This window comes from Bordetella avium (assembly GCF_034424645.1).
Lineage (GTDB): Bacteria > Pseudomonadota > Gammaproteobacteria > Burkholderiales > Burkholderiaceae_B > Bordetella > Bordetella avium.
In genome coordinates, this window is sequence record NZ_CP139969.1 from 1,477,471 (window position 1) to 1,501,041 (window position 23,571).

The 23,571-nt window shown below is 60.9% G+C and carries 25 protein-coding genes; 15 read left to right on the forward strand and 10 right to left on the reverse strand.

Annotated features, from left to right (window positions below; all coding sequences use genetic code 11):
* Positions 1–120: 120 nt before the first annotated feature.
* Positions 121–621 (reverse strand): MarR family winged helix-turn-helix transcriptional regulator, encoded by a 501-nt coding sequence (locus U0029_RS07120; protein ID WP_012417850.1) that lies wholly within the window; start codon positions 619–621, stop codon positions 121–123.
* Between the two features lie 52 nt (positions 622–673).
* Entirely contained in the window at positions 674–1,531 is an 858-nt protein-coding gene (locus tag U0029_RS07125) for a DMT family transporter (protein ID WP_114852761.1), read from the reverse strand.
* Positions 1,532–1,630: 99 nt separating this feature from the next.
* Between U0029_RS07125 and U0029_RS07130 the strand changes: the two genes are divergently transcribed.
* The 3 genes from U0029_RS07130 (at position 1,631) to U0029_RS07140 (ending at position 5,435) form a co-directional block, all read left to right on the forward strand.
* Entirely contained in the window at positions 1,631–2,581 is a 951-nt protein-coding gene (locus U0029_RS07130) for a DMT family transporter (protein WP_114852762.1), read from the forward strand.
* 31 nt (positions 2,582–2,612) lie between these two features.
* Positions 2,613–3,602 carry a quinone oxidoreductase family protein gene (locus U0029_RS07135; RefSeq protein ID WP_012417847.1) on the forward strand — a complete coding sequence of 330 codons (990 nt, stop codon included), beginning with the start codon at positions 2,613–2,615 and terminating at the stop codon, positions 3,600–3,602.
* A 216-nt stretch (positions 3,603–3,818) separates the two neighbouring features.
* Positions 3,819–5,435 carry a DUF6065 family protein gene (locus U0029_RS07140; protein WP_114852763.1) on the forward strand — a complete coding sequence of 539 codons (1,617 nt, stop codon included), beginning with the start codon at positions 3,819–3,821 and terminating at the stop codon, positions 5,433–5,435.
* 38 nt (positions 5,436–5,473) lie between these two features.
* Here the strand turns inward: U0029_RS07140 and htpX are convergent, their stop codons facing one another.
* Positions 5,474–6,355, reverse strand: coding sequence for a protease HtpX (gene htpX, locus U0029_RS07145; protein ID WP_012417845.1), 882 nt, complete (start codon positions 6,353–6,355; stop codon positions 5,474–5,476).
* A gap of 171 nt (positions 6,356–6,526) precedes the next feature.
* On the opposite strand from htpX, the gene U0029_RS07150 reads away from it, so the two are divergent.
* Together U0029_RS07150 and U0029_RS07155 are read left to right on the forward strand one after the other, a co-directional pair.
* Complete coding sequence (locus tag U0029_RS07150; RefSeq protein ID WP_012417844.1) at positions 6,527–7,381, forward strand: DMT family transporter; 855 nt, start codon at positions 6,527–6,529, stop codon at positions 7,379–7,381.
* A 31-nt stretch (positions 7,382–7,412) separates the two neighbouring features.
* The gene (locus U0029_RS07155; RefSeq protein WP_012417843.1) at positions 7,413–8,255 is read left to right on the forward strand and encodes a sulfurtransferase; all 843 of its coding nucleotides are present in this window, start codon (positions 7,413–7,415) and stop codon (positions 8,253–8,255) included.
* A gap of 40 nt (positions 8,256–8,295) precedes the next feature.
* Here the strand turns inward: U0029_RS07155 and U0029_RS07160 are convergent, their stop codons facing one another.
* Complete coding sequence (locus tag U0029_RS07160) at positions 8,296–8,865, reverse strand: phosphonate degradation HD-domain oxygenase (protein WP_114852764.1); 570 nt, start codon at positions 8,863–8,865, stop codon at positions 8,296–8,298.
* A gap of 119 nt (positions 8,866–8,984) precedes the next feature.
* Complete coding sequence (locus U0029_RS07165; protein WP_012417841.1) at positions 8,985–10,136, reverse strand: aromatic ring-hydroxylating oxygenase subunit alpha; 1,152 nt, start codon at positions 10,134–10,136, stop codon at positions 8,985–8,987.
* Positions 10,137–10,457: 321 nt separating this feature from the next.
* Here U0029_RS07165 and U0029_RS07170 point away from each other — a divergent pair, with 321 nt between their 5' ends.
* From U0029_RS07170 to U0029_RS07215, 10 genes are all read left to right on the forward strand, one after another.
* Positions 10,458–10,694, forward strand: a complete 237-nt coding sequence (locus U0029_RS07170) for an exodeoxyribonuclease VII small subunit (RefSeq protein ID WP_012417840.1) — start codon at positions 10,458–10,460, stop codon at positions 10,692–10,694.
* An 8-nt stretch (positions 10,695–10,702) separates the two neighbouring features.
* Positions 10,703–11,614 (forward strand): polyprenyl synthetase family protein, encoded by a 912-nt coding sequence (locus U0029_RS07175; RefSeq protein WP_012417839.1) that lies wholly within the window; start codon positions 10,703–10,705, stop codon positions 11,612–11,614.
* 42 nt (positions 11,615–11,656) lie between these two features.
* Complete coding sequence (gene dxs / locus U0029_RS07180) at positions 11,657–13,519, forward strand: 1-deoxy-D-xylulose-5-phosphate synthase (RefSeq protein ID WP_114852765.1); 1,863 nt, start codon at positions 11,657–11,659, stop codon at positions 13,517–13,519.
* A 149-nt stretch (positions 13,520–13,668) separates the two neighbouring features.
* A complete protein-coding gene (gene folE2 / locus U0029_RS07185; RefSeq protein WP_012417837.1) occupies positions 13,669–14,466 on the forward strand; it encodes a GTP cyclohydrolase FolE2 in 798 nt (265 codons plus the stop codon).
* Between the two features lie 231 nt (positions 14,467–14,697).
* Entirely contained in the window at positions 14,698–15,072 is a 375-nt protein-coding gene (gene rpsF, locus U0029_RS07190) for a 30S ribosomal protein S6 (protein WP_012417836.1), read from the forward strand.
* Positions 15,073–15,124: 52 nt separating this feature from the next.
* Entirely contained in the window at positions 15,125–15,448 is a 324-nt protein-coding gene (priB, locus tag U0029_RS07195) for a primosomal replication protein N (protein WP_012417835.1), read from the forward strand.
* Between the two features lie 92 nt (positions 15,449–15,540).
* Entirely contained in the window at positions 15,541–15,813 is a 273-nt protein-coding gene (rpsR, locus tag U0029_RS07200; RefSeq protein WP_005012641.1) for a 30S ribosomal protein S18, read from the forward strand.
* Between the two features lie 14 nt (positions 15,814–15,827).
* The gene (gene rplI, locus U0029_RS07205; RefSeq protein ID WP_012417834.1) at positions 15,828–16,283 is read left to right on the forward strand and encodes a 50S ribosomal protein L9; all 456 of its coding nucleotides are present in this window, start codon (positions 15,828–15,830) and stop codon (positions 16,281–16,283) included.
* 112 nt (positions 16,284–16,395) lie between these two features.
* Positions 16,396–17,229 (forward strand): BUD32 family EKC/KEOPS complex subunit, encoded by an 834-nt coding sequence (locus U0029_RS07210; protein ID WP_039051944.1) that lies wholly within the window; start codon positions 16,396–16,398, stop codon positions 17,227–17,229.
* Positions 17,226–18,599, forward strand: a complete 1,374-nt coding sequence (locus U0029_RS07215) for a replicative DNA helicase (protein WP_012417832.1) — start codon at positions 17,226–17,228, stop codon at positions 18,597–18,599. The genes U0029_RS07210 and U0029_RS07215 overlap by 4 nt, the downstream gene beginning before the upstream one ends.
* 54 nt (positions 18,600–18,653) lie before the next feature.
* Here U0029_RS07215 and U0029_RS07220 read toward each other — a convergent pair whose 3' ends face one another.
* The 5 genes from U0029_RS07220 to U0029_RS07240 form a co-directional block, all read right to left on the reverse strand.
* Positions 18,654–19,610: a bile acid:sodium symporter family protein gene (locus tag U0029_RS07220; RefSeq protein ID WP_012417831.1), complete on the reverse strand. Its 957-nt coding sequence runs from the start codon at positions 19,608–19,610 to the stop codon at positions 18,654–18,656.
* A gap of 86 nt (positions 19,611–19,696) precedes the next feature.
* Positions 19,697–20,668 carry a 4-hydroxythreonine-4-phosphate dehydrogenase PdxA gene (gene pdxA / locus U0029_RS07225; RefSeq protein ID WP_012417830.1) on the reverse strand — a complete coding sequence of 324 codons (972 nt, stop codon included), beginning with the start codon at positions 20,666–20,668 and terminating at the stop codon, positions 19,697–19,699.
* A 150-nt stretch (positions 20,669–20,818) separates the two neighbouring features.
* Positions 20,819–22,465: a PhoH family protein gene (locus U0029_RS07230; RefSeq protein WP_114852766.1), complete on the reverse strand. Its 1,647-nt coding sequence runs from the start codon at positions 22,463–22,465 to the stop codon at positions 20,819–20,821.
* Between the two features lie 49 nt (positions 22,466–22,514).
* Positions 22,515–22,979 (reverse strand): peroxiredoxin, encoded by a 465-nt coding sequence (locus U0029_RS07235; protein WP_012417828.1) that lies wholly within the window; start codon positions 22,977–22,979, stop codon positions 22,515–22,517.
* The gene (locus U0029_RS07240; protein WP_012417827.1) at positions 22,976–23,437 is read right to left on the reverse strand and encodes an Mth938-like domain-containing protein; all 462 of its coding nucleotides are present in this window, start codon (positions 23,435–23,437) and stop codon (positions 22,976–22,978) included. The genes U0029_RS07235 and U0029_RS07240 overlap by 4 nt, the downstream gene beginning before the upstream one ends.
* Positions 23,438–23,571 lie beyond the last annotated feature (134 nt).

Sequence of the window (23,571 nt, forward strand, 5' to 3'; positions counted from 1 at the left end):
CCTGACAATATTCTGAAAGTAATTGATTGGTCTGTTATTGACTAGGCAGCTATTAGAGCGCAATTTCGCCGCGAGGTTCAGAACAACCCGGCAGGCCGAAAGGTTAAGAGCGCTCAGCGCTCAGGGGGCAGCACCGTTGGATGACCCATTAGCCAGCATGCGAGATAGCAGGTGGCGCAACTGGCGGACCTCTTCCTGGCTGAAACCACGCAAATGCGAATTGAGCGCCTTGGCGATATAGGCAGGGATTTCGCGCGCCTTGTTCAGGCCGGCTTCGGTCAGTTCAAGTTTGACGACGCGCCGGTCCTCGCTGCTGCGCACGCGTCGCAGCAGGCCTTTGGCCTCGAGGCGATCCAGGGTGCGGGTCATGGCGCCCGTGTCCACGCCGATGACACGGGCCAGTTCGGCCGAGGTGTCCGCGCGGCCTTTGTGGATCATGGCCAAAGGACGCCATTGCATGGCGGTGAGGTCCAGTGGCGCCATTTCCTGATCCAGCATGCGGTTGATGGACTGATGAACGAGTTTTATTATGAAACCGCAATTGTCCTCACTCATCGCCACATTATCGGCACGGTAATGAATGTTGCTAGGCGCGGAGGGGTCGGGCTTTACGGGATTCATGGGGCGGTAGTTTACTGCTTAGGCAGTAATTGTCAATGTTAGGTTTGGCGGCTTAGTCAGAGGGTTTGCGCAGGCCCGACCCGACGATGGCCGCCACGATCAGGGCGGCGCCCGAGAGCATGCGCGGCGTCGGCTGCTGTGAGAACAGCACCCAGGCAAAACCAATGGCATAGACCGGCTCCAAGGCGATCACCAGGCCAGCGCTGCGCGCCTTGAGTTTGCTTAGCGAGGAAACGAATAGATAGTGTGACAGCCCGGTGCAGAACACACCCAGCAAGGCCAGCCAGAACCAGTCCAGAGCGGCCACGTCGGGCAAGGCGTCGGCGGCGAAAGGCAGCACCATCAAGGCCACGATAGCGTTCTGCCAGCAGGAAACCTGCATGGGGTCCATGCCGGAGGCGGCGCGGCGGTTGGTCAATGCCAATAGCGCGAAAGACAGGCCGGACAGCAGTCCCCAGGCCAGACCGATCGTCCCCTGATCGGCAAGGCTGAACGCCGGCGTGACCAGTACCAGGCCGGCCGTCACCAAGGCCAGCACCCACCACTCCGCTGCCCGGATTTTTTCCCTGAACAGCAGGCCCTCAAACAAGGTGATAAAAGCCGGGAAGCTGGCGAAGCCCAGTGTCGCGATGGCAATGCCGCCGGCCTTCACAGAAATGAAGAACGTCACCCAATGCGTCGCCAGCAGGGCGCCGGCCACCACCAGCACGAACATTTGCGCGGGCGTGAGCACGCCCAGCAGGGAGCGGCGGCGCAGGCGCGCGAAAAAGGCCAGCGCGCCCACGGCGAAGATGGCCCGGCCTAGGGTAATGACGGCGGCGCCCGCCTGTATCAGTTCGCCAAATACGCCGGTCAGGCCAAACAGCACGGCGGCGATATGGATATAAGCAAGAGCGCGTTGGCGGGTCATGGTAGGGCAGGGAGGGTCAATGGAGTGCAAGCTGCGGCTGTCTTGGTGCGCCGGCCGCATGTCGCATGCGCAAGATGCGGGGCAAACTAAAATCATCGCATGAATCGCTTTTATCAGTTCCGTTCGCCTTCCCGCCAGAGACAGATCATGGCGGGATATTTCCTGGCCGGTCTAGGTGCCATTTTGTTCTCGGCCAAGGCGGTCGTGGTCAAGTTCACCTATCGTTATGGCATTGATGCGGTGACGCTGATCGCCTTTCGCATGCTTTTTGCGATGCCTTTTTTTGCGGCGGTCGCCTGGTGGCAGATGCGCCGCGTCAAGCGCGGAGACATCGCTGCATTGACTGTGACCCAGCGCTGGCAGATAGGTGTGTTGGGCCTGCTTGGCTATTACCTCTCCAGTCTGCTGGATTTTGTCGGCTTGCAGTATGTCAGCGCCAGTCTGGAGCGTCTTATCCTTTTCCTCTCGCCTTCGCTGGTCGTGCTGCTGTCCGCCTGGTGGCTCAAGCGCGCAGTGACACGGCGCCAGGCCTGGGCGATGGTGCTCTCTTATTTAGGTGTCGTGCTTGTTTTTGCCCATGATCTCTCGGATGCCCGTGCCGGCTCCGATGTCATAAGAGGGTCTTTGTTCGTTTTTGGATCGGCGCTGAGCTATTCTGTTTACCTGATTTGCTCCGGAGAGCTGGTCAAGCGCGTCGGTGCGACGCGCCTGGTCGCTTATGCCATGTTGGTGTCCTGCGTGGCCTGCGTCATTCAGTTCTTCGTTGTGCATCCCCCGTCGGTCTTGCTCCAGCCTGCGGGGGTCTACGGTTATTCCTTGGTTCATGCGACGTTGAATACGGTGTTGCCGGTCTTCATGATGATGTGGGCCGTCGCATTGATCGGTGCGCCCACCGCATCGCTGCTGGGGATGCTTGGGCCTGTGTCGGTATTGTTTCTCGCGGCCTGGTTATTGGCAGAACCGATCACTGTCTGGCAGTTGGCAGGTACGGCGTTGGTGCTCGCAGGAGTTGTCGTATTGACCGGCAGGCGTGCTGTCCAGCCCGGCTGAGGTTTTTATTCAAAGTACAAAGGAGGCCAGCATGGCCAGCAAACTCGTCAAGGCAATTCGCATCGAACAACATGGCGGTCCCGAGGTCCTGAAGCTCGTCGAGGTGGAAGTCCTTCCGCCCGCCGCCAATGAAGTCACCATCCGCCAGCATGCTGCTGGCCTGAATTTCATCGATATTTATTACCGTACCGGCCTGTACCCGCATCCCTTGCCGCATGGCCTGGGTTTCGAAGGGGCAGGCGAAGTCGAAGCGGTCGGCGCCGACGTCAAGCATATCAAGGTGGGCGACCGCGTCGCCTATGGCCAGAGCCCGCTTGGCGCTTATGCCCAGGCGCGCAACGTACCCGCTGACCAAGTCGTCAAGCTGCCCAAAGGCGTGAGCTTCGAAGAGGCCGCCGCCCTGATGCTCAAAGGCCTGACGGTGCAGTATCTGTTCCGCCAGACATACCGTCTGCAAGGTGGGGAAACGATTCTGTTCCATGCTGCGGCCGGCGGCGTAGGCCTGATCGCCTGCCAATGGGCCAAGGCCCTGGGCGTCAAGCTGATCGGCACGGTGTCCAGCCCGGAAAAAGCCGAGCTGGCGCGCGCCTATGGCGCCTGGGAAACCATCGACTATTCGCGTGAGAACGTGGCCGAGCGTGTGCTCGAACTGACCGGCGGCAAAAAGGTGCCGGTGGTGTACGATGGCGTGGGCAAAGATACCTGGGAAACCTCGTTGGACAGCCTGGAGCCGCGCGGTCTGATGGTCAGCTTCGGTAATGCTTCGGGTCCGGTCACGGGCGTGAACCTCGGCATTCTCAATCAGAAGGGCTGCCTCTACGTGACGCGTCCGTCCTTGGGCCTGCACATCAATACCCCGGCAAAGCTCAAGGCCGCCGCCGATGAGCTGTTTGGCCTGGTGCAAAAGAAGAAGATCAAGGTTCGTCTCGACCATCGTTACAGTCTGGCGCAGGCGGCTGAGGCGCATGCTGCGCTGGCGGGACGCAAGACCACGGGTGCCACCATCTTGACCCTGGACTGATATCGCTTGTCCGAGGCTGGCCGCCATCGGGTGGCCAGCTTGGCCTTTTTCCGGCGTGGCCTCAAGTAGGAAATTTCTTTTTTCGTAGGGGCGACGTTCACCGAGTCCCGTCTCCGGGCAAAATTTCGGCAACATTGATTAAGAAAGCGTGATTTTCAGGCAGGGCTGCCTCAAGCCATGGCGTAGACGCTTTCTCTTGTCGACCGGAGCCCCAGTATGAAACTGATCGCCTATCGCCAAGCGGGCTGGAAGCCCCGTGTGCGGCCCGCGCCGTCCCGGCGCGCCTGGATGGACGAGACCAACGGCCATGCTTACCGTTGCCTGCCCCTGACCATTGCCAATGCCCACGGCTGGGAGTTTCTCAACAACAGGGGCTTCGAGGTGCGCTGGAATGGCGACACCGGGAAAGATGCCCTGGAAATCGTGTCAGATAACGGGGAGCCCTTACATGATGTGGCCAGTGTTTTTGGTCATGGCATTCTGACCTTTCACGTGTCTGCCATCATGCGCACCGAGCCCGGCTGGAATCTCTGGGTCGGCGGCTCGCCCAATCGCTTCAAAGACGGTATCGCGCCCCTGACCGGCATTGTCGAAACAGACTGGTCGCCCTACACCTTCACGATGAATTGGCGTTTCACCCGGCCTGGCCAGTGGGTGCGTTTTGATGAAAACGAACCCATATGCTTTGTTTTTCCGGTGTTGCGCGACACGATCTCGCAAGCGCAGCCCGTCATGAAGCTGATCGAGGAGGAGGAGGGGCTGCTTGAGCGTCATTCGGCCTGGGCGGCAACGCGCCAGGCCGTCAATAATGGAACGGTGGAACGCACGGCGCAAACCTCATTGCACTACCTGCGGGGCACCGATATGGAGGGCAAGGCCCATATTCCCGATCACCGCCAGAAAGTGCGGGCCGCCGAGTTCACCGGCGAGACGGTCGCTATCCCCGAGGTGCAGTCCTGCTCCCGCAGCCGCCTCTTTCGGCAGCGCGCAGCCCGCCGTGATTTGGATCGCTTGTTTAAGGCCGAAGATGAGTGGTTGCTGGGCGCTCAGGAACGCCTGCGGGGGCTGGCTCACGAGGCTTGCGGTTTTGCGCGCTGTAAGCAGATTTCCGCGCAGCGCTTTCTGGCCGAGTTCTACGCTCCTGGGCGCCCGGCCCTATTTGAAGGGCTGGCGAGCAATTGGCCGGCGCTATCTGCCTGGACTCGGGAAAGCCTGCTTGAACGTCTGGGAGACAAGCGCGTCGAGGTGCTGCATTTCAATGAAAGCGCTCCCCACTACGATCTGCCTCGCGAAGGCGTCGAGGCGCTGAAGGTATTCCTCGGCCGCAAGCCGCATGATCCGGTCAGTCGCGGGCTGGCGCGCCTGCCAAGCTGGGATGATCCTGATGTGGATAGCTTGCGCGAGGATATCGCGCCGCTCGACGCGCTGCTCGCGCGCGACGACCATGCGCCGCATGGCCAGTTGAGTCTGGGCGCTGACCAGTCTTTACTCCCCATGCATCGTTTGCCCTGCAATCGTGTGTTTGTACAGATCAAGGGCAGGCGGCATCTGGTTGTCGGTGCGCCTGGCCGATCCGGTGAGTTCCAGCGTCTCGGCAAGGGTTGGGCGCACATTCCTGATATCACCAAACCGGATCTTCAAGATGGCCCGGATGTGCAGCGTTTCTATCACCTGACCATGGAGCCGGGCGATGTGGTGTTCATTCCGGTGGGCTGGTGGCTGCAGGCGCGTGCCGAAGGTTTTTGTGCGGCATTCAGTTTTGAGCAGTTTCTTTGGCCTAACGAGGCATACGGCAACGAGGCTGTGCGTCCGGAGCTAAAAGAACCCGCCTGAGCGGCGGGTTCTTTTGGGGTGGCGGGCCTGGTCTGGGATCAGGACAGACGCATTTGCTGCAAGGCTGCAATACGGGCCGGAATGGGTGGGTGCGAGGAGAACAGCGCCGAAATCGCGCCGCCGCCTGCAATGCCTGAAGCCTGGAAAGACTTGGGCAAATCGCCCGGCTCCAGGCCGCCCAGGCGGGCCAGCGCATGGATCATGGGTTCGCGTGCGCCGAGCAATTGGGCAGCGCCGGCATCGGCGCGATACTCGCGCTGGCGCGAAAACCAGGCAACGATGATAGAGGCCAACACCCCAAACACGATTTCACAGACGATGACCGTGACGTAATAGCCTGGGCCGACACCGCGCTCGGTGCGGAAAATGGTGCGGTCCACGAAATAGCCGACCACACGCGCCAGAAACACCACGAAGGTGTTGACCACGCCCTGGATCAGCGTGAGCGTGACCATATCGCCGTTGGCGATGTGGGCCACTTCGTGGCCCAACACGGCGGCGACTTCTTCTTCGCGCATGCTTTCGAGCAGTCCGGTGGACACGGCCACCAGCGCGTCGTTCTTGAAGGCGCCGGTTGCAAAGGCGTTGGGCGCACCTTCGTAGATGGCCACCTCGGGGCGGCCAATGCCGGCGCGATCCGCCAACTGATAGACGGTGTCCAGCAGCCAAGCTTCGCGCTGGCTGCGCGGGGCGTTGGGGTCAATGACTTGCGCCCCGGTGCTGTACTTGGCCATCGGCTTGCTGATAAGCAGCGAGATGAACGAGCCGGTAAAGCCCACCACCAGGGAGAACATCAACAAAGCGTTGAGATTCAGGCCCTCGGCGGTAATAAAGCGATCCAGGCCCAGGATGCGCAAGGTGGCCGATAGCACCAGCATTACGGCCAGGTTGGTGATCAGGAACAGGATGACGCGTTTCATTCGATTGGGTTTCCTCTGCGAGCGGGAAAACGATTTATAAGCTTTGTTTCGACCAGCCCCGCGCTGATCGGTTCCTTATGGCGCGCCCGACTGGAGCAGAGCACGCGGGATGGGGAGTATAGTATCGCTTCCGCCTTTTTCTCCCATCTTTTCCTTTTCGTCGGGCCCCCAATGCAGGCACTCTGGATGTTATTGGCATCGGCCATGTTCGCCGTCATGGGGGCCTTCGTGAAGCTATCGGCAGAGCATGGCGCGTCCTTGCCGCAGGTGGTGCTGTTTCGCGGCTTACCATCGGTTGTCCTCCTGCTGATCTGGGCTCGCGCCGGGCGTCAGTCCATCGTGCCAACTTCCTGGCGTTTGCATGTCTGGCGCAATGTGTCGGGTGTGACGTCGATGTGGCTGGGATTTTTCGCCATTGCGCATCTGCCTCTCGCCACGGCGACCAGCCTGAATTACACCGCGCCGCTGTTTATTGCCTGTTGGATGTTGGGCTGGGGGGGCGCGCAACGCGATCTGGTGCGTATTGTCTCCGTGGCATTGGGCTTTATCGGCGTTATCGCGGTGCTGCGGCCCAGCATCGCCGACGATCAATGGCTCGCCGCCTTGTTGGGCCTGGGCGCTGGCGCGCTGTCTGCCGTTGCCATGATGCAGATTCGCCAATTGGGCCGCGTGGGCGAGCCTGAGTGGCGCACGGTGCTGCTTTTTTCGGTCGTCGTCTGCCTGAGCAGCGCAGCCGGCCTTTTGCTCGATGGCTGGGGGCAGGCAGATTTGCTTGGCTATGCTGCCCTCGTGGGAGTGGGCACGGCCGGTCTGGTCGGCCAACTGGCCATGACGCGCGCGTTCGGGCATGGCTCGGCCCTGCTGACGGCGGCCTTGCAATACTCCACCATTATCTTTGCGGCCTTGATCGGCACTTTGGCCTGGGGCGATATGCTCGATGGGCTGGCCTGGGCCGGTATGGGGCTTATCATCGCCGCCGGCCTGCTATCCGTCTGGCGTACCATGAAAGATCCGGCGCGAGGCTGATGCCCTGTTGCCTGTTGTAAAGGAAGCTTCAATGACCATGACACTGATTTCCGTGGCGGACCTGGCGGCGCGTGGCGCAGCGGTGCGCATTTTTGATCTGCGCCACGATCTGATGGATCACTCGGCGGGCGCCCGTGCCTATGCGCAGGCGCATATCCCGGGCGCCCGTTACCTCAATCATGAAACTGAGCTGTCGGCCACCCGTACGGGCAAGAACGGTCGCCATCCTTTGCCAGATCGTGATCTGTTCGCCGGCCTGATGGCAGCGCATGGCGTCACACCCGAGACCCTGGTTGTTGCGTATGACGCCAGCGGCGGCATCTATGCGGCACATTTGTGGTGGATGTTGCGCTGGATCGGCCATGATCGTGTCGCCGTGCTCGATGGCGGCTGGCAGGCCTGGACGGCTGCTGGGCTGCCGACACAGTCCGGGGCAGGCGAGTCTGTGGCGCCGCTGGCCGGGGTTCATGCCGGCGCGCCGCAGGTGGCGTCTGTTGATGTCCAGGCAGTGCTGGCCAATATTCCGGTTCAGGCTTTTACCGTGATCGATGCCCGCGCTGCCAATCGCTATCGCGGCGAGGTCGAGCCCATGGACCCGGTGGCAGGCCATATTCCGGGCGCCTTGAATCGTCCGAATGTCGAGAACCTCACCCAGGAAGGGCGCTTCAAGAGCCCGGAGCAACTGCGAGCCGAGTTCACGGCTCTGCTGGATGGCCGGGCTCCCGAGTCCATCGTGCATCAGTGCGGTTCGGGCATCACCGCTTCGCACAACCTGTTGTCGATGGAAGTGGCGGGTCTGAGCGGCTCTCGGCTTTATCCCGGCTCCTGGAGCGAGTGGTGTGCCGATCCGGCGCGACCCGTTGCCAAGGGTTGATGGCAGCGCTTGAACCAATGGCGGCCCACAGGGGCCGTGGTCAAAGCATGGCTGTCAGTTTGGGGCGCAAGGAAATACTGTCGGCCAGCGCCAGGAAATGGCCCAGCGATCCGGTCGCCATTCCTGGAGATTTGGCCTGATCGTCCCAGCGGCGCAGCCGGATCGCATCCGCGGCCCCCTGCATGGCGGCGAACTCCAGCGCCTGGCTTGCATCAAAGCTGCCGCCTTGCAGCTTGAGGCTGTGGCGCGAATCATCGGATAGCATCAAGGGATAATCCGGTTCGATATAGCAGAGATAACGTTTGGCCTCGACATGCAGACGGATCGCGTCCAGAACGCGCGCATCGAATAGGCCGCGCAGAAACGGCAGTACGAAATACTGGTGTTTGTCATCCAGCCCGCGTAGCGTAGGCGTTTCCGGATGATCGGCGATCAAGTGGCCCAGATCATGCAGCAGACAGGCCGTGATCAAGTGCGCCGACGCGCCCGAGTTTTCGGCCAGTGTGGCCGTTTGCAGGGCGTGCTTGAGGTGGCCGACGGGCTCGCCATCGTAGGCCCGGTGGCCGCGTTCAAGGAATATCTGTTCTATGTCGTGCAGGCTCAGAGGCATGTGGTTCTCGTGTGATCCATGCGGCGGCAGCGAGCCCTAGTGAAACAGATAGATTTGACCGTTTGATGACGCTGGGCTCAAGCAAAAAACCCGGCCTAGGCCGGGTTTCGAGCGTGGGGTCACTCCCCCTGTTCTTGCATGATGCGCCGATACCATTCGTGGAAGTGCTGCATGCCGTCTTCCATGGGCGATTGGTAGGGGCCTGTTTCGCTCACGCCGCGCAGCATCAGCGCACGGCGGCCCGCGTCCATGCGCTCTGCGATTTCGTCGTCTTCGACGGCGGTTTCCATATAGGCTGCGCGCTGTGCTTCGACGAACTCGCGCTCGAAAGCGACGATCTCCTCGGGATAATAGAACTCGACCACATTGACGGTTTCCTGCGGGCTCTTGGGATAGAGCGTGGACAGGACCACAACATGGGGGTAGAGCTCGATCATGTGGGTCGGGAAATACGTCACCCAAACCGCGCCGAAGTCGGGCGCCTGCCCGGAGCGGAATGCCAGCAAGCGGTCATGCCATTGCCGGTACACATCCGAACCGGGTTGCGCCAGAGCCTGGTGCACGCCGACTTTCTGTAGGCTGTACCAGTCGTTGAATTCCCAACTCAGGTCGTCGCAAGTGACAAAGCGCCCCAGGCCGGGATGGAAGGGGCCGACGTGATAGTCCTCGAGATAGACCTCGATGAAGGTTTTCCAGTTGTAATTGCACTGGTGTACCTCGACATGGTCTAGCACGTAGTCGCCGAAGTCGAACTCGGGGCGCGTGAACAGCGGCGCCATATCGACAGCGGGATCGCGGGGGCCTTCGAACAGCAGGCCGTGGCAATCGCGCAGGCGAAAGCGCTGCAGATTCATGCAGGGCGTGGCCTCGAATTGAGGCGCGCCCAGCAGTTCGCCGCGATTGTTGTAGGTCCAGCGATGCAGCGGGCAGACGATATTGCCGCCCGTATTTTGCAGGGAACCGCTTGTATTGACGTTGCCGCTGACATTGCCTGTTTGGCCGCCAAGCATGAGCGCCTGACGGTGGCGGCAGACATTTGAAATGAGTTCTACGCCGTTCTGGTTGCGAACCAAAACGCGTCCTCCGTTCTCTTGAACGAGGCTGCGCCAATCTCCGATCTCGGGCACGAGTTTTTCGTGGCCCACATACAAGGAGGATTGCTTGAAAATGAGTTCTTGCTCGCGAGCAAAGCGGGCTTCGTCGAAATAAGCGCTTACCGGAAGCTGGGTGCGAGCTGGCGTCACATGCGCCATCCGACCAATGTCGGTCATGATTCCCTCCGCTCAGATCAAAAAGCCATTGCAGGGGGGATTCATTATTAGCCCTGTACTGGCGCGAAGAAAAATCGGACTGGCCGATCCCAAACATAAATTGTACCCCATCCCCCTGTTTCGCGGGCGTGGATGCGCTTCCGCGCTTCGGATTGGGAAGCGTGGCATCTTTGATCTCGCCGATGTGTGACATTTTATGAGTGGCCACCCCTGTAAGCACGCTGTTCGAGAGGGTTGCGGACCCGCGAACGCCAGGCGCGGCGCGATCTCGTACAATTCAGCATTACCCGATCAAATCCTTTCTGCGCCTTGGAGACCTGCTTGGCCTCAACTCCCTTGCCTCAAGATTTCGAAACCGCGTTAGCCGAATTGGAGACGCTGGTGCAGGCCATGGAAAATGGCTCGCTGCCGCTTGAACAATCCCTGGCGGCTTATCGACGCGGTGTCGAGCTCACCCGGGTCTGCCAGGACCGTCTCTCTGAGGCCGAGCAACAGGTCAAGGTGCTGGAGGGCGAATTACTGCGTCCCATGCAGGCAGGCGCTCTGGACGAAGAATAAATACAGGCATGAAGCAACCCCCTATCGCTTGCGCGGACTGGCTCCATGATCGCGCGCTACATATCGAGCAGGTTCTTGAAACCTTGATGCCTGCGGCCGACATCGCGCCTGCCCGCTTGCACGAGGCGATGCGCTATGCCGTCCTGGGCGGGGGCAAGCGCGTGCGCGCCGCCCTGGTCTATGCGGCGGGCCAGGCTTGTCCCGTCAACAGCAGTTTGTTGGCCATCGAGGCCTCAATGGATCGCGCGGCAGCTGCCGTCGAACTGATCCATGCTTACTCGCTGGTGCACGATGATCTTCCGTGCATGGATGACGACACGCTTCGGCGTGGGCGCCCGACGACGCATGTGCAGTTCGACGAGGCCACAGCTATGCTGGCGGGCGATGCGCTGCAACCCTTGGCTTTCGAATTGCTGGCGGGCATGCCGATCGCGCCGGCGCTCGTGGTTCAGGCTACTCAGGTCTTGGCTCGTGCGGCGGGCAGCCTGGGCATGGCGGGGGGGCAGGCCATCGATCTGCACAGCGTGGGCAAGCGGCTTACTCGCGATGAGCTGCAGACCATGCACAGCATGAAAACGGGCGCCATGCTGGCTGCCAGCGTTACCTTGGGCGGGGTCGTGGCCGGTGCAAGCTCCGCCGTTCGGCAGGCGCTGGACGCCTACGCGCAGGCGGTGGGATTAGCCTTCCAGGTTGTGGACGATATCCTCGATGTGACCGCCGACAGCGCCAGTCTGGGCAAGACGGCGGGCAAGGACGCGGTTGAAAACAAGCCTACTTATGTCTCGCTGCTGGGCCTGGAGCCTGCGCGCGAACTGGCCGAAGAGCTGCGTCTGGCCGCGCATCAGGCGCTGGGGCCATTGGGCGATTCGGGCGCGCGGCTGGCTCAGCTGGCGGACTTTATCGTGTTGCGTGACCGTTGATTACCCATGCGCGGTGCGCAGCCTAACTAACGTAAGTTTCAAATGACGACAGAACATCTGGACCGTATCCATTCGCCGGCCGACCTGCGTAAGCTGGACAGGCGCGATCTCAAGCCTATCGCGGATGAGCTGCGGGCTTTCGTGCTCGAATCGGTCTCCAAGACGGGGGGGCACTTGTCGTCCAATCTGGGTACGGTCGAGCTTACCCTGGCGCTGCATTACGTTTTCGATACGCCCCATGACCGCATTGTCTGGGACGTCGGCCATCAAACCTATCCGCACAAAATTCTGACCGGCCGTCGTGACAGAATGGCCACGCTGCGCCAGGAAGGCGGGATCTCCGGTTTTCCCAAGCGTAGCGAATCCGAGTACGACGATTTCGGCACAGCCCACTCGTCGACCTCTATTTCCGCCGCTTTAGGTATGGCCGTGGCATCGCGCAATGCTGGCGTGGCGCGACAGCATATCGCCGTGATCGGTGACGGAGCGATGTCCGCAGGCATGGCTTTCGAGGCCATGAACAATGCGGGCGTCACCTCCGACATCAATCTCTTGGTCATTTTGAATGACAACGATATGTCGATCTCGCCGCCGGTCGGCGCCCTGAATCGCTATCTGGCCCGTTTGATGTCGGGCCGTTTTTACGCGGCGGCCAAGAATATGGGCAAGGCCGTCCTGCAGCATGTGCCGCCCGTGCTGGAGCTTGCCCGTCGCTTCGAGGAGCATGCCAAGGGCATGATCACCTCGGCGACGATGTTCGAAGAGTTCGGCTTCAACTACGTCGGGCCTATCGATGGCCACGATCTCGACGCCTTGATCCCCACGCTGCAAAACCTCAAGACCTTGCAGGGTTTGCAGTTTTTGCACGTCGTGACTCGCAAGGGGCGGGGCTATAAGCTGGCTGAGGTGGATCCGGTGCTGTATCACGGTCCTGGCAAATTCGACCCTGCCGTGGGCATTCAGGCAGCCAAAACCCCGGCGAAACGCACTTTCACTCAGGTTTTCGGTGCATGGCTTTGCGACCAGGCCGAGGCCGATCCGCGACTAGTGGGCATCACGCCCGCCATGCGCGAGGGGAGTGGCCTGGTCGAGTTCGAGCAGCGTTTTCCCAAGCGTTATTTCGATGTCGGCATTGCCGAGCAGCACGCTGTCACCTTTGCGGCTGGCCTGGCTTGCGAGGGCCAGAAACCCGTGGTGGCCATCTACTCCACCTTCCTGCAACGCGGCTACGATCAGGTGGTGCATGATGTCGCGCTGCAAAATCTGGACGTCACCTTCGCGCTGGACCGCGCCGGGCTGGTGGGCGCGGACGGCGCCACCCATGCGGGCAACTATGACATCGCTTTCCTGCGTTGCGTGCCCAATATGGTCATTGCTACGCCCTCCGACGAAAACGAAACCCGTTTGTTGCTCTCAACCTGTTACGCCTATCCGGGGCCGGCCTCGGTGCGCTATCCGCGCGGCGCGGGCTGTGGTGCCGCCGTGTCTGCCGGTCTTGATACGGTTCCCCTGGGCAAGGGCGTGGTGCGCCGCCGTGGCGCGCGCATCGCCATCATGGGTTTTGGCACCTTGGTGCCGGCGGCCCTGGCCGCTGCCGAAAAACTCGATGCCACGGTGGCTGACATGCGTTTCGTCAAACCGCTGGATGTCGAGCTGCTGCGTGAGCTGGCCGCCACTCATGAGGCCCTGGTTACGCTCGAAGATGCGGCCGTCATGGGGGGGGCGGGCAGCGCCGTGACCGAGGCGCTGAATATGGCGGGCCTGACGCTGCCGGTGCTGCAGCTCGGCTTGCCCGATGTATTCATTGATCATGGAGACCAGGCGGCGCTGCTGGCCGGCGTGGGCCTGGATGCGGCGGGTATCGAGCGTTCGGTGCGTGAGCGCTTTTCGTCTTTGCTGGGCTGAATGCTTTCCCGGATGGAACGATCTGTCCCATCCGGGTGGCATGAGCTTAACAGGGTCTTAGCGGCCCGGTCCCACCGTTTGATAGATAATGGCTGCCCGGTTCTTAATTCCAGGGTTGGCTGTATCCCATCCTCTGATAGGTAAGCGAAATGAATTCCCCGATCGATCCTGCCATCGTGATGCCCGACGTCCAGAGCTCGGCTGACACGCGTCACATCCAGATTCAGCGTGTGGGCATACGTGGCGTGCGTCATCCTATGCTGGTCGTGGCCGGCGACGGTTCTGCGCAGGCTACGGTAGCCAACTGGACCCTCACCGTCGCACTGCCGGCTGAAGAAAAGGGTACGCACATGTCCCGCTTCGTGGCGCTGCTTGAAAAGTATCGCGCGACACCGATGACCCCGGCCCTGTTTTCGCAGATGGCGCGCGAGATGCTGCCGCTGCTGCACGCCGAGCGTGGCGACCTGACTGCCGCCTTCCCTTATTTCATCAATAAGTCGGCGCCCGTGTCCGGCGTGCAAAGCCTGCTTGACTATGAAGTCATCTGGACGGCGCGCGCCGCTGGCGACGAGGTCGAGTTCGAGCTGCGTGTGCAGGTGCCCGTGACCAGCCTGTGCCCGTGTTCCAAGGCCATCTCCGAGTACGGCGCGCACAATCAGCGTTCGCACGTCACCGTGTCCGCCGTGATGGAAGGGGATGTGGCCATGGACGCCATCATCCGTCTGGTCGAAGATGAGGGCTCCTGCGAGTTGTGGGGGCTGCTCAAGCGCCCCGACGAAAAATACGTCACCGAACGCGCTTACGACAACCCCAAGTTCGTCGAGGATTTGGTGCGTGATGTCGCCGCCCGCCTGAAGGCGCATCCCTCTGTGGCGCGCTTCTGTGTCGAGGCCGAAAACTTCGAGTCCATCCACAACCATTCCGCTTACGCGGTGGTGGAAGGCTGAGCGTTCTGATTGCTAGCGAGACGGCCGCAGCACCTGCTGCGGCCGTTTTATTTGGCGTCTTGCTGGCGCCGTCTATGTGCTCAGCTTGAGCGCTGCTGTCGCAAAACTTGCATATATCAGCTCCTTGGGCGATAATCGAGGGCTTTCTTGCTCGCTCCATTTCGATGGCGGGCTGACCCTTCGCGTAGGTTTTACATGTTCCTCGCGCAAGACATCCACAAGGAGTAATACATGCGTCACTACGAAGTAGTGTTTATTGTTCACCCCGACCAAAGCGAGCAGGTGCCCGCCATGGTCGAGCGCTACCAATCGCTTGTCACCGGTCAAAACGGTGCGGTGCATCGCCTGGAAGACTGGGGCCGCCGTCAACTGGCCTACCCGATCCAGAAGCTGGTCAAGGCGCACTATGTTTGCATGAACATCGAGTGCAACCAGGCCACCCTGGACGAACTCGAACATTCCTTCCGCTACAACGACGCCGTGCTGCGCCACTTGGTCATCAAGACCAAGAAGGCCCCGGTCGGCGCTTCGATCATGATGAAGTCGGTCGAGCGTGAAGAAGCCCGCAAGGCGTCGGCTGAAGCCGCTGCCGTGCAGGCCGAGTAAGTAGAAACGGTTCAGACACGGCAGCTGCCGTTATCGCGCAAATCATTCTGGCATGAATCAACTGCACCTCAGCGTCCGCGTTCTTGAATGCGAACCGCTGCGGCACACTCCGGCAGGAGTGGCGGCCTTGGAAATGCTCCTTGGCCATGGGTCCGAAGTCATCGAGGCGGGGCATCCCCGCCGCGTAGAACTGACGATCACTGCGGTTGCGCTGGGCGATCTGGCGCAGATGCTGGCGGGTGTTGCGCTGGGTACCGAGATGCAGGTGGAGGGCTTTCTGGCTCCGGCCCGCAAAGACTCGGTAAAGCTGAAGCTGCATTTGCAGCGTGCCCGGAAAACGGGCGGCAGCACCGGCAGCGATCCCGTCCTTGCCTGAGGACGCAAGCGCTGCTCTGATCCAAGCACAGATTTCGGCGGCAGGTTCATGGATGACATGGATCGGTCCCACACAACATAGAGGCACATATCATGGCTTTCTTCGGAAAACGCAAAGAAAAACGCAAGTTTACGCAGCAGAACCCGCTGTTCAAGCGCCGCAAGTTCTGCCGCTTCACCGCCGCCGGCGTTGAAGAGATCGACTACAAGGATCTCGACACCCTGCGCGATTTCGTGCAAGAAAACGGCAAGATCATTCCGGCTCGTTTGACCGGCACCCGGGCAATCTACCAGCGTCAGCTGGACTCCGCCATCAAGCGCGCGCGCTTCCTGGCTCTGCTGCCCTACACCGACAACCACAACTAATCCGGGGCAACGTCATGCAAGTTATCCTGCTCGAAAAAGTTTCCAACCTGGGCAACCTCGGTGAAGTCGTTCGTGTGCGTGATGGTTACGCCCGCAACTTCCTGATCCCCCAGAAAAAGGCCCGCCGCGCGACCGACGCCGCGCTGAAGGAATTCGAAGCCCGCCGTGTCGAACTGGAAAAGATCCAGGCCGAGAAGCTGGCCGCTGCCCAAGCTCTGGGCGAGCGCCTGAATGGCTATCAGCTGAAGGTCGCCCAGAAGGCGGGTGTCGATGGCCGTCTGTTCGGCTCGGTCACTAACGCTGACATCGCCGAAGGCCTGCGTACCGCCGGTTTCGAAGGTGTCGAGAAGTCGCAGGTTCGCCTGCCGAACGGCCAGCTCAAGACGGTTGGCGAGTTCCCGATTCAAGTTGGCCTGCACGCTGACGTGCTGGTTGATGTGACGGTGCTCGTTGAAGGCGAAATGAACTAACCGGTTCAAGCCGCTACATGAAAAAAGCCGGCCTGCTGTGCCGGCTTTTTTCTTTAAGATTCGGCCTGGTTTGCGCCTAGATGCGCACCGAAAATAGATACCGAGGGATTGCGTGACACAAACGCCGTTACATCACAAAGCGCCGCCTGGCTTGAGGGCATGGCTGGACAGCCCCGAGGCGGCGGCGGTGAAATCGGTGAAAGAGGTCGTCATAGGCGGCGAGCACTGCGTCATCAAGCGTCGTGAGCCCGGTCTCGGACGCGGCATCAGTTATGTGCTGCGCTATCTGCGCGCCTTGCTGCTTGCCCTGGCTTGCAAAATATCTCTGGGCGAGTTTCCCCGTCCCGGTATTTTGCTGCGTAATGGTCTGGCCTATGAAGCGGAGCGTCTGCGCCATTTGCTGCAGGCGGGTTGCCGTGTTCCCGAGGTGTGGTGGCAGCAGCCCGGTTTGCTGGTGCTGGAGCATGTCGGTGATGATTTGCCGTATTTTCTGCGTCGCGTCGATACAGCCGAACGTCTGGATCTGATCCGCAGGCTGGCCGAAGACTTGGCCCGCTTCCATCAGCGGGGTTTATGGCATGGCGGGGCGCAGGTGCGCAATGTCACGCTGCGCGAAGGCTGCTTGTGGCGTATCGATTTCGAAGAAAACATCGGCGCCGCCTTGTCCTTGCCATTGACACAGGCCTACGATGTCTTTCAAACCATTAGTTCGATTGTCGCTTTGCGCAAGATACCGCGCGAAGAGGTGCCGGTCATAGGTAAACTGATCCTAGACGTGTATTTCGAGATCAACCCGGACCCGGCTGTGCGCGCTGCTCTGCGACGTCTGGCGCGTGTGGTTTGTGGTTTGGCGCGGGTCTTGAATCCCCTGGCCGGCAAACTGCCGTGGCGCGATGTGCGCACTTTTTTCCAGGTGGCCGATATTCTGAGGTTAGTACAGCAATGAATACTCCTGCCGACTCCCAGCTCGAATACCTGCGCGTACCGCCGCATTCCATCGAGGCCGAGCAATCTGTGCTAGGCGGCCTGCTGCTGGATAATGCCGCCTGGGACCGCATTGCCGACGTGCTGGGCGAAGAGGACTTCTATCGCCATGACCACCGTATTATCTGGCAGCATATCGCCCGCCTGATTGGTTTGGCGCGTCCGGCGGACGTGATCACGGTCAACGAGTCTTTGGTCAGCGCTGGCAAGTCCGAAGAAGTGGGGGGGCTGGCCTATCTGAATGCGCTGGCGCACAACACACCGTCAGCGGCGAATATCCGGCGTTACGCTGAAATCGTGGCCGAGCGCGCCACCCTGCGCAAGCTGGTGACGATCGCTGACGAAATTTCGGCCGCTGCCCTGAACCCGCAGGGCAAGGAAGCGCGACAGCTGCTCGACGAGGCGGAGTCCAAAGTATTCAAGATCGCCCAGGAAGGCGCCCGCGGGTCGGGGGGCTTTCAGGAGATTCAGCCGCTGCTCACCCAGGTGGTCGAACGCATCGACGAGCTTTATCACCGCGAATCGGAATCCGATGTGACGGGGGTGCCCACGGGTTTCACCGACCTCGACAAGATGACCTCCGGGCTGCAGCCGGGCGATCTGGTCATCGTGGCCGGCCGGCCCTCGATGGGTAAAACCTCGTTCTCGATGAACATCGGTGAGCATGTGGCCATCGAGCAGGGCCTGCCTGTGGCGGTGTTTTCGATGGAAATGGGCGCGGTGCAGCTTGCCATGCGTATGCTGGGTTCGGTGGGGATGTTGGATCAGCATCGCATGCGCACGGGAAAACTGATTGCCGAGGACTGGCCGCGTGTGACGCATGCCGTGCAGCTCATGCAGGAGGCTCAGGTCTATATCGACGAGACCCCGGCGTTGTCTGCGATGGAGGTCCGCGCCCGGGCTCGGCGCTTGGCGCGGCAGTGCGGGCAGCTTGGCCTGATCATCATCGACTATATTCAGTTGATGTCGGCCAGTTCGGCGGGCGAGAACCGCGCCACCGAAGTGTCGGAAATCAGCCGTTCGCTCAAGGGGCTCGCCAAAGAGTTGAATTGCCCGCTGATTGCCTTGTCTCAGCTCAACCGCAGTCTGGAGCAGCGTCCCAACAAGCGTCCTGTGATGAGCGATTTGCGCGAGTCGGGCGCTATCGAACAGGACGCCGACGTCATTCTCTTCATCTATCGCGACGAAGTCTACAACCCCGATTCCCCTGACAAGGGTACGGCCGAGATCATTATCGGTAAGCAGCGTAACGGCCCTATCGGTACGGTGCGCCTGACTTTCCAGGGCATGAGCACGCGTTTTCTCAACTTCACGTCCGCGCCGCAGTACTGAGCGTTACCTCAAAAAACCCAGGCCTAGCCTGGGTTTTTCGTTTGCAGCAGAACTTTACTCGGGCCGACGCGCATAACGCGCGGCCAGCACGGCGCAAACCATCAATTGGATCTGGTGAAAGAGCATCAGGGGTAGCACGATGGCCCCGACTGCCTGGCCTGCGAAGATCACCTGGGCCATCGGGATGCCGCTGGCCAGGCTCTTCTTGGAGCCGCAGAACAGCAGCGTGATGCGGTCTTCGACATCAAACTTGAACACTTTGCCCAGCAGTTGTGAGCCGCCAAGCGCCAGCGCCAGAATCAGTATGCAGGCGCACAAGAGGCCCACCAGCGCCGGGATGGGCGTGTTGTGCCACAGACCTTCGTTGACAGCCTCGGAGAACGCGGTATAGACCACGAGCAGGATCGAGCCCTGGTCCACCCATTTCAGGAGCGCCTTGCGGCGATGCACCCAGGCGCCAATCCAGGGCCGCAGCACCTGACCGAGTACGAAGGGCAGCAGCAATTGCAGCATGATCTTGCCCACGGCATCAAAGGAAATGGGCGCCGCTGCAGTGCTGACCACGACAATCCCCACCAGCAAAGGCGTAATGAAAATACCCAGCAGGCTGGATGCCGAGGCGCTGCACACTGCGGCGGGTACGTTGCCGCGCGCCATCGAGGTGAAGGCGATCGAGGATTGCACGGTGGCCGGCAGGCAGCACAGGAAGAGGATGCCCAGATAGAGTTCGGGCGTGACCAGCGGCTCCAGCACCGGCCGCAGAATCAAACCCAGAATCGGGAACATGATGAAGGTGGCCGAAAAAATGGTCAGGTGCAAACGCCAATGAGTGATGCCGGCCACGATGGCGTCGCGCGACAAACGCGCACCATGCAGAAAGAATAAGAGCGCGATCGCGATATTCGTGATCCATTCGAAAGTCTGCATGCCCTGCCCATGGGCAGGCAGCAGACTTGCGATGATGACGGTTGTGATCAGCAACAGGGTAAAGCGATCAGGCAGAAAACGCATGGTGTTGGAGAGAGTGGGAAACGAAAGGCGGGCTTATTGTAGTCGGACTAAATCGCTGTTTTCGGCGAGGTTTGGTCAGTGAAATGTCAGGTCATGGCCACGGCCAGATCAAAGGCGGCGACCAAGGAGCGGGCGTCTGCGATGCCTTGGCCGGCTATATCGAAGGCCGTGCCATGATCGACGCTGGTGCGTACGAAAGGCAGGCCTACCGTAACGTTGACGCCATGATCAATGCCCAAATACTTGACCGGGATGAGTCCCTGATCGTGATACTGCGCTACGACGATGTCGAACTCGCCACGTCGTGCGCGCATGAAAATCGTATCGCCCGGCCAGGGGCCCGAGGCATCGATGCCCTCGGCCCGGGCCTGCGCGATGGCCGGCGCAATGATGTCTAGGTCTTCGCGGCCGAACTTGCCGTCTTCGCCTGCATGCGGGTTGAGGCCGGCGACCGCCACACGAGGCTGCGTAATACCCATCTGCCGACAGGCACGCTCGGCCAGCCGGATAGCGCGCAACTCTGCCTCGGGGGTAATGCGGGCGGGCACCTCGCTCAGCGCAATATGAATGGTCGCAAGCAGCACGCGCAGCTCGTCATTGGCCAACATCATGGCGTAGTGCTCGGTGCCCGAGCGTTGAGCCAGAATTTCAGTGTGGCCCGGCTGATCGATATCGGCCAAATGCATAGAGTGCTTGTTCAGCGGCGCGGTCACGATGGCGCGGATCTTGCCTGCCATGGCGGCGTCTATCGCCTGGCATAGATAGTCGTAAGCACCTTGACCGGCCTGTGCGCTGACGCGCCCCATGGGCAAATCTGCGGGCAGTGGCGCGCCGGCCTGTACGACTTCGATCCTGCCGGGCAGGCCGCTTGCCTCGCGAGGGTCTTCGATGCGCCGCACCTTCAGCGCCGTGCCCCAGCGCTGCGCTGCGGCCTGCATCCAGCCGTAATCCCCAAAGACGATGGCGGGGGCTCTCAGGCCTGCTGCGAAGGCTTTGACGATGATTTCCGGGCCGATGCCTGCAGCATCGCCCATGGTGAAGCCAAGGGGAACAATCATGGGGAAGGATAGGAAAGATAGGCCAAGCCGCCATGCTACACCGCGACTGGGCGCCAGTTTCTTCTGCGCGGTTTGCAAGGGGGCTTGTTGTCCGGCCCGCGATGAAAAAAGGCCCTGCTTGGGCAGGGCCTGGAGCTTGCTAGGAGGCGTTCAGAGCACGTCGCCGGCGTAATCGGCAAGTCGCGAACGCTCGCCGCGTTGCAGTGTCACGTGGCCGGAATGTGGCCAGCCTTTGAAGCGGTCAACCACAAAGGTCAGGCCCGAGCTGCCTTCGGTGAGATAGGGTGTGTCGATCTGGGCGATATTCCCCAGGCAGACCACCTTAGTGCCAGGGCCGGCGCGGGTGACCAGGGTTTTCATCTGCTTGGGCGTCAGGTTTTGCGCCTCGTCGATGATGAGATATTTATTCAGGAAAGTGCGGCCGCGCATAAAGTTCAGCGACTTCACTTTGATGCGCGAACGGATCAACTCCATCGTGGCGGCCCGGCCCCAATCAGCGCCGCCTTTGCCATCGCCCATATTGAGCACGTCGAGGTTGTCTTCGAGCGCGCCCATCCAGGGCAGCATTTTTTCTTCCTCCGTGCCGGGCAGAAAGCCGATGTCTTCGCCGACCGGAACCGTGACGCGGGTCATGATGATCTCGGTGTAGCGCTTGGTTTCGAGCACCTGAGTGATGCCGGCAGCCAGGGCGAGCAGCGTTTTACCCGTGCCGGCTTGGCCGAGCAGCGAGACGAAGTCGCACTCCGGGTTCATCAGCAGATTGAGCGCGAAATTCTGTTCGCGGTTGCGGGCGGTGATGCCCCACACATTATTCTTGCCGTGGGTGTAGTCGCGCAGCGTCGCCAGCACGGCCGTCTTGCCGCTGACTTCGCGCACCTGCGCGTAGAGCGGCATCTGGCCTTCAAAGTAGACGAACTGATTGACTACGAACTGGGCGCAGAGCGGACCGCGGATGCGGTAGAAGGTGGTGCCGCCTTGCTGCCAGGATTCGACATCCTTGCCATGGCGGTTCCAGAAGTCGTCGGGCAGCGCCATGACGCCCGAATACATCAGGTCCGTGTCCTCAAGGACATGGTCGTTGTAATAGTCTTCGGCGGCCAGGCCCAGCGCGCGCGCCTTCAGACGCATATTGATGTCCTTGGACACCAGCACTACTTCGCGCTGCGGATACTTTTCGGCCAGTGCGCGCACCACGCCCAGGATCTGGTTGTCGGCCTTGCCCATAGGCAGGTCGGAGGGCAGGGTGCTGTGGATAGCCGTCGTTTGCAGCATCAACCGGCCCACGGCGTCCTTGTTGCCCAGCTTGCTCAGAGGAATGCCCTCGTCGAGCTGTGTCGTGTCCTGCACCAGGGAATCCAGCGAACGGCTGACCTGGCGCGCATTGCGCGCCACTTCCGACATGCCCTTCTTCTGATGATCCAGTTCTTCCAGCGTCATCATGGGCAGGAAGATGTCGTGTTCTTCAAAGCGGAACAGCGACGAGGGGTCATGCAGCAAAACGTTGGTGTCCAGCACAAAGAGTTTGTGCTCGGCTTGCGCGGCAGCCTTCCCCCGGCGTGGCGCCGCTGTTTTGGCGCCGCGAGAGGCCTTGGGCGCCGCAGGCTTGGCGCTGGCCTCGGCCGGCTTGGGTGGCGTGGCGGGCTTGATGTTAGGCGCTTTGGCCAGCGCGGGAGTGGGGGCTGGGCTGATTCCCTCGAGTTCCGGTTGCAGCTGCGCGCTGTTTTGGCGCGGGGCGTCTTCGTCTGCGGGGAAGCTCAGAATGGCTGCCGGACGGCTAGGCATCTTCGGAAGCGGCATAAAGGTCAATCTCCTGTGTGAGCCGGTATCTGAATCGGTTGTCCGAGGATCAACCGATGCTTTTTGCGGCCTGGAGCACTTCCTTGGCATGGCCGGGCACTTTCAGCCCCCGCCATTCCTGCACCAGAACCCCATAGGCATCGATGAGAAAGGTGCTGCGTTCGATGCCGCGCACCTGTTTGCCATACATCGTCTTCTGCTTGATGACACCGTACAGATTGCATACGGTTTCGTCGGCGTCGGAGATCAGAGGGAAGGGAAGCTGGTACTTGGTTTTGAAGTTCTCGTGTGACTTGAGCGAGTCGCGCGAAATTCCGATCACAATCGTACTGGCGGCCAGAAAATCCGCATGGAGATCACGGAAGTCCTGGCTTTCGGTGGTGCAGCCCGGCGTGTTGTCCTTGGGGTAGAAATACAGCACGACGGCGCGGCCCTGGCATTGCTCCAGATCGATCGGGCCGATGGTGCTTTCCGCGGTGAATTGCGGGGCGGGTTTGCCGATAAGTGCAGTCATGCGGGGGAATCTCCGTCTGTGGGCAGCAGGGCGACGACTACACGCCGGCCTTCGGCCATCAAAATATTGTAGGTGCGCGCGGCGGCCTGCGTATCCATGACCTCGACACCCACGCCGGCCATCAACAGGGGGCGCAATACTTCTTGAGGCAGCAGCCTTTGCTTGAGCCCGGTGCCGACAATGAGCACTTCAGGCGTATCGGCCGAGCGCTGTAAAGCGGGCGTTTCCGGCTCGTCCAGAAAGGCCAGCGGGTCGCGCTTGCCGGCGACCAGGCGGGCCGCCTCTTGTAGGCGCACGGACGAGATGTCGGCCGGTGTGCGCACCGGCCATTCGGTGATGTCGCCTTCAGGGCCAAAGGCGACCGCGTGGGAAAATCTTGCCAGATTGACCTCAATATAGCCTTCACCGTAAGCGGTGACGGTATTGAGGGCCGTCGTAGAGTCGGTATGCAGCTTCAATAAACACTCCGGTATACGCGTCCCATGATAGCGCATCAGACTTTAGCGATGTTGCTGGGCGTCCACTGCGTGGGGGGACAGAGCAGCCCTCATTTGCCGGGCAGCCAGGCTTGCGATAGATTACAAGGTTTTGT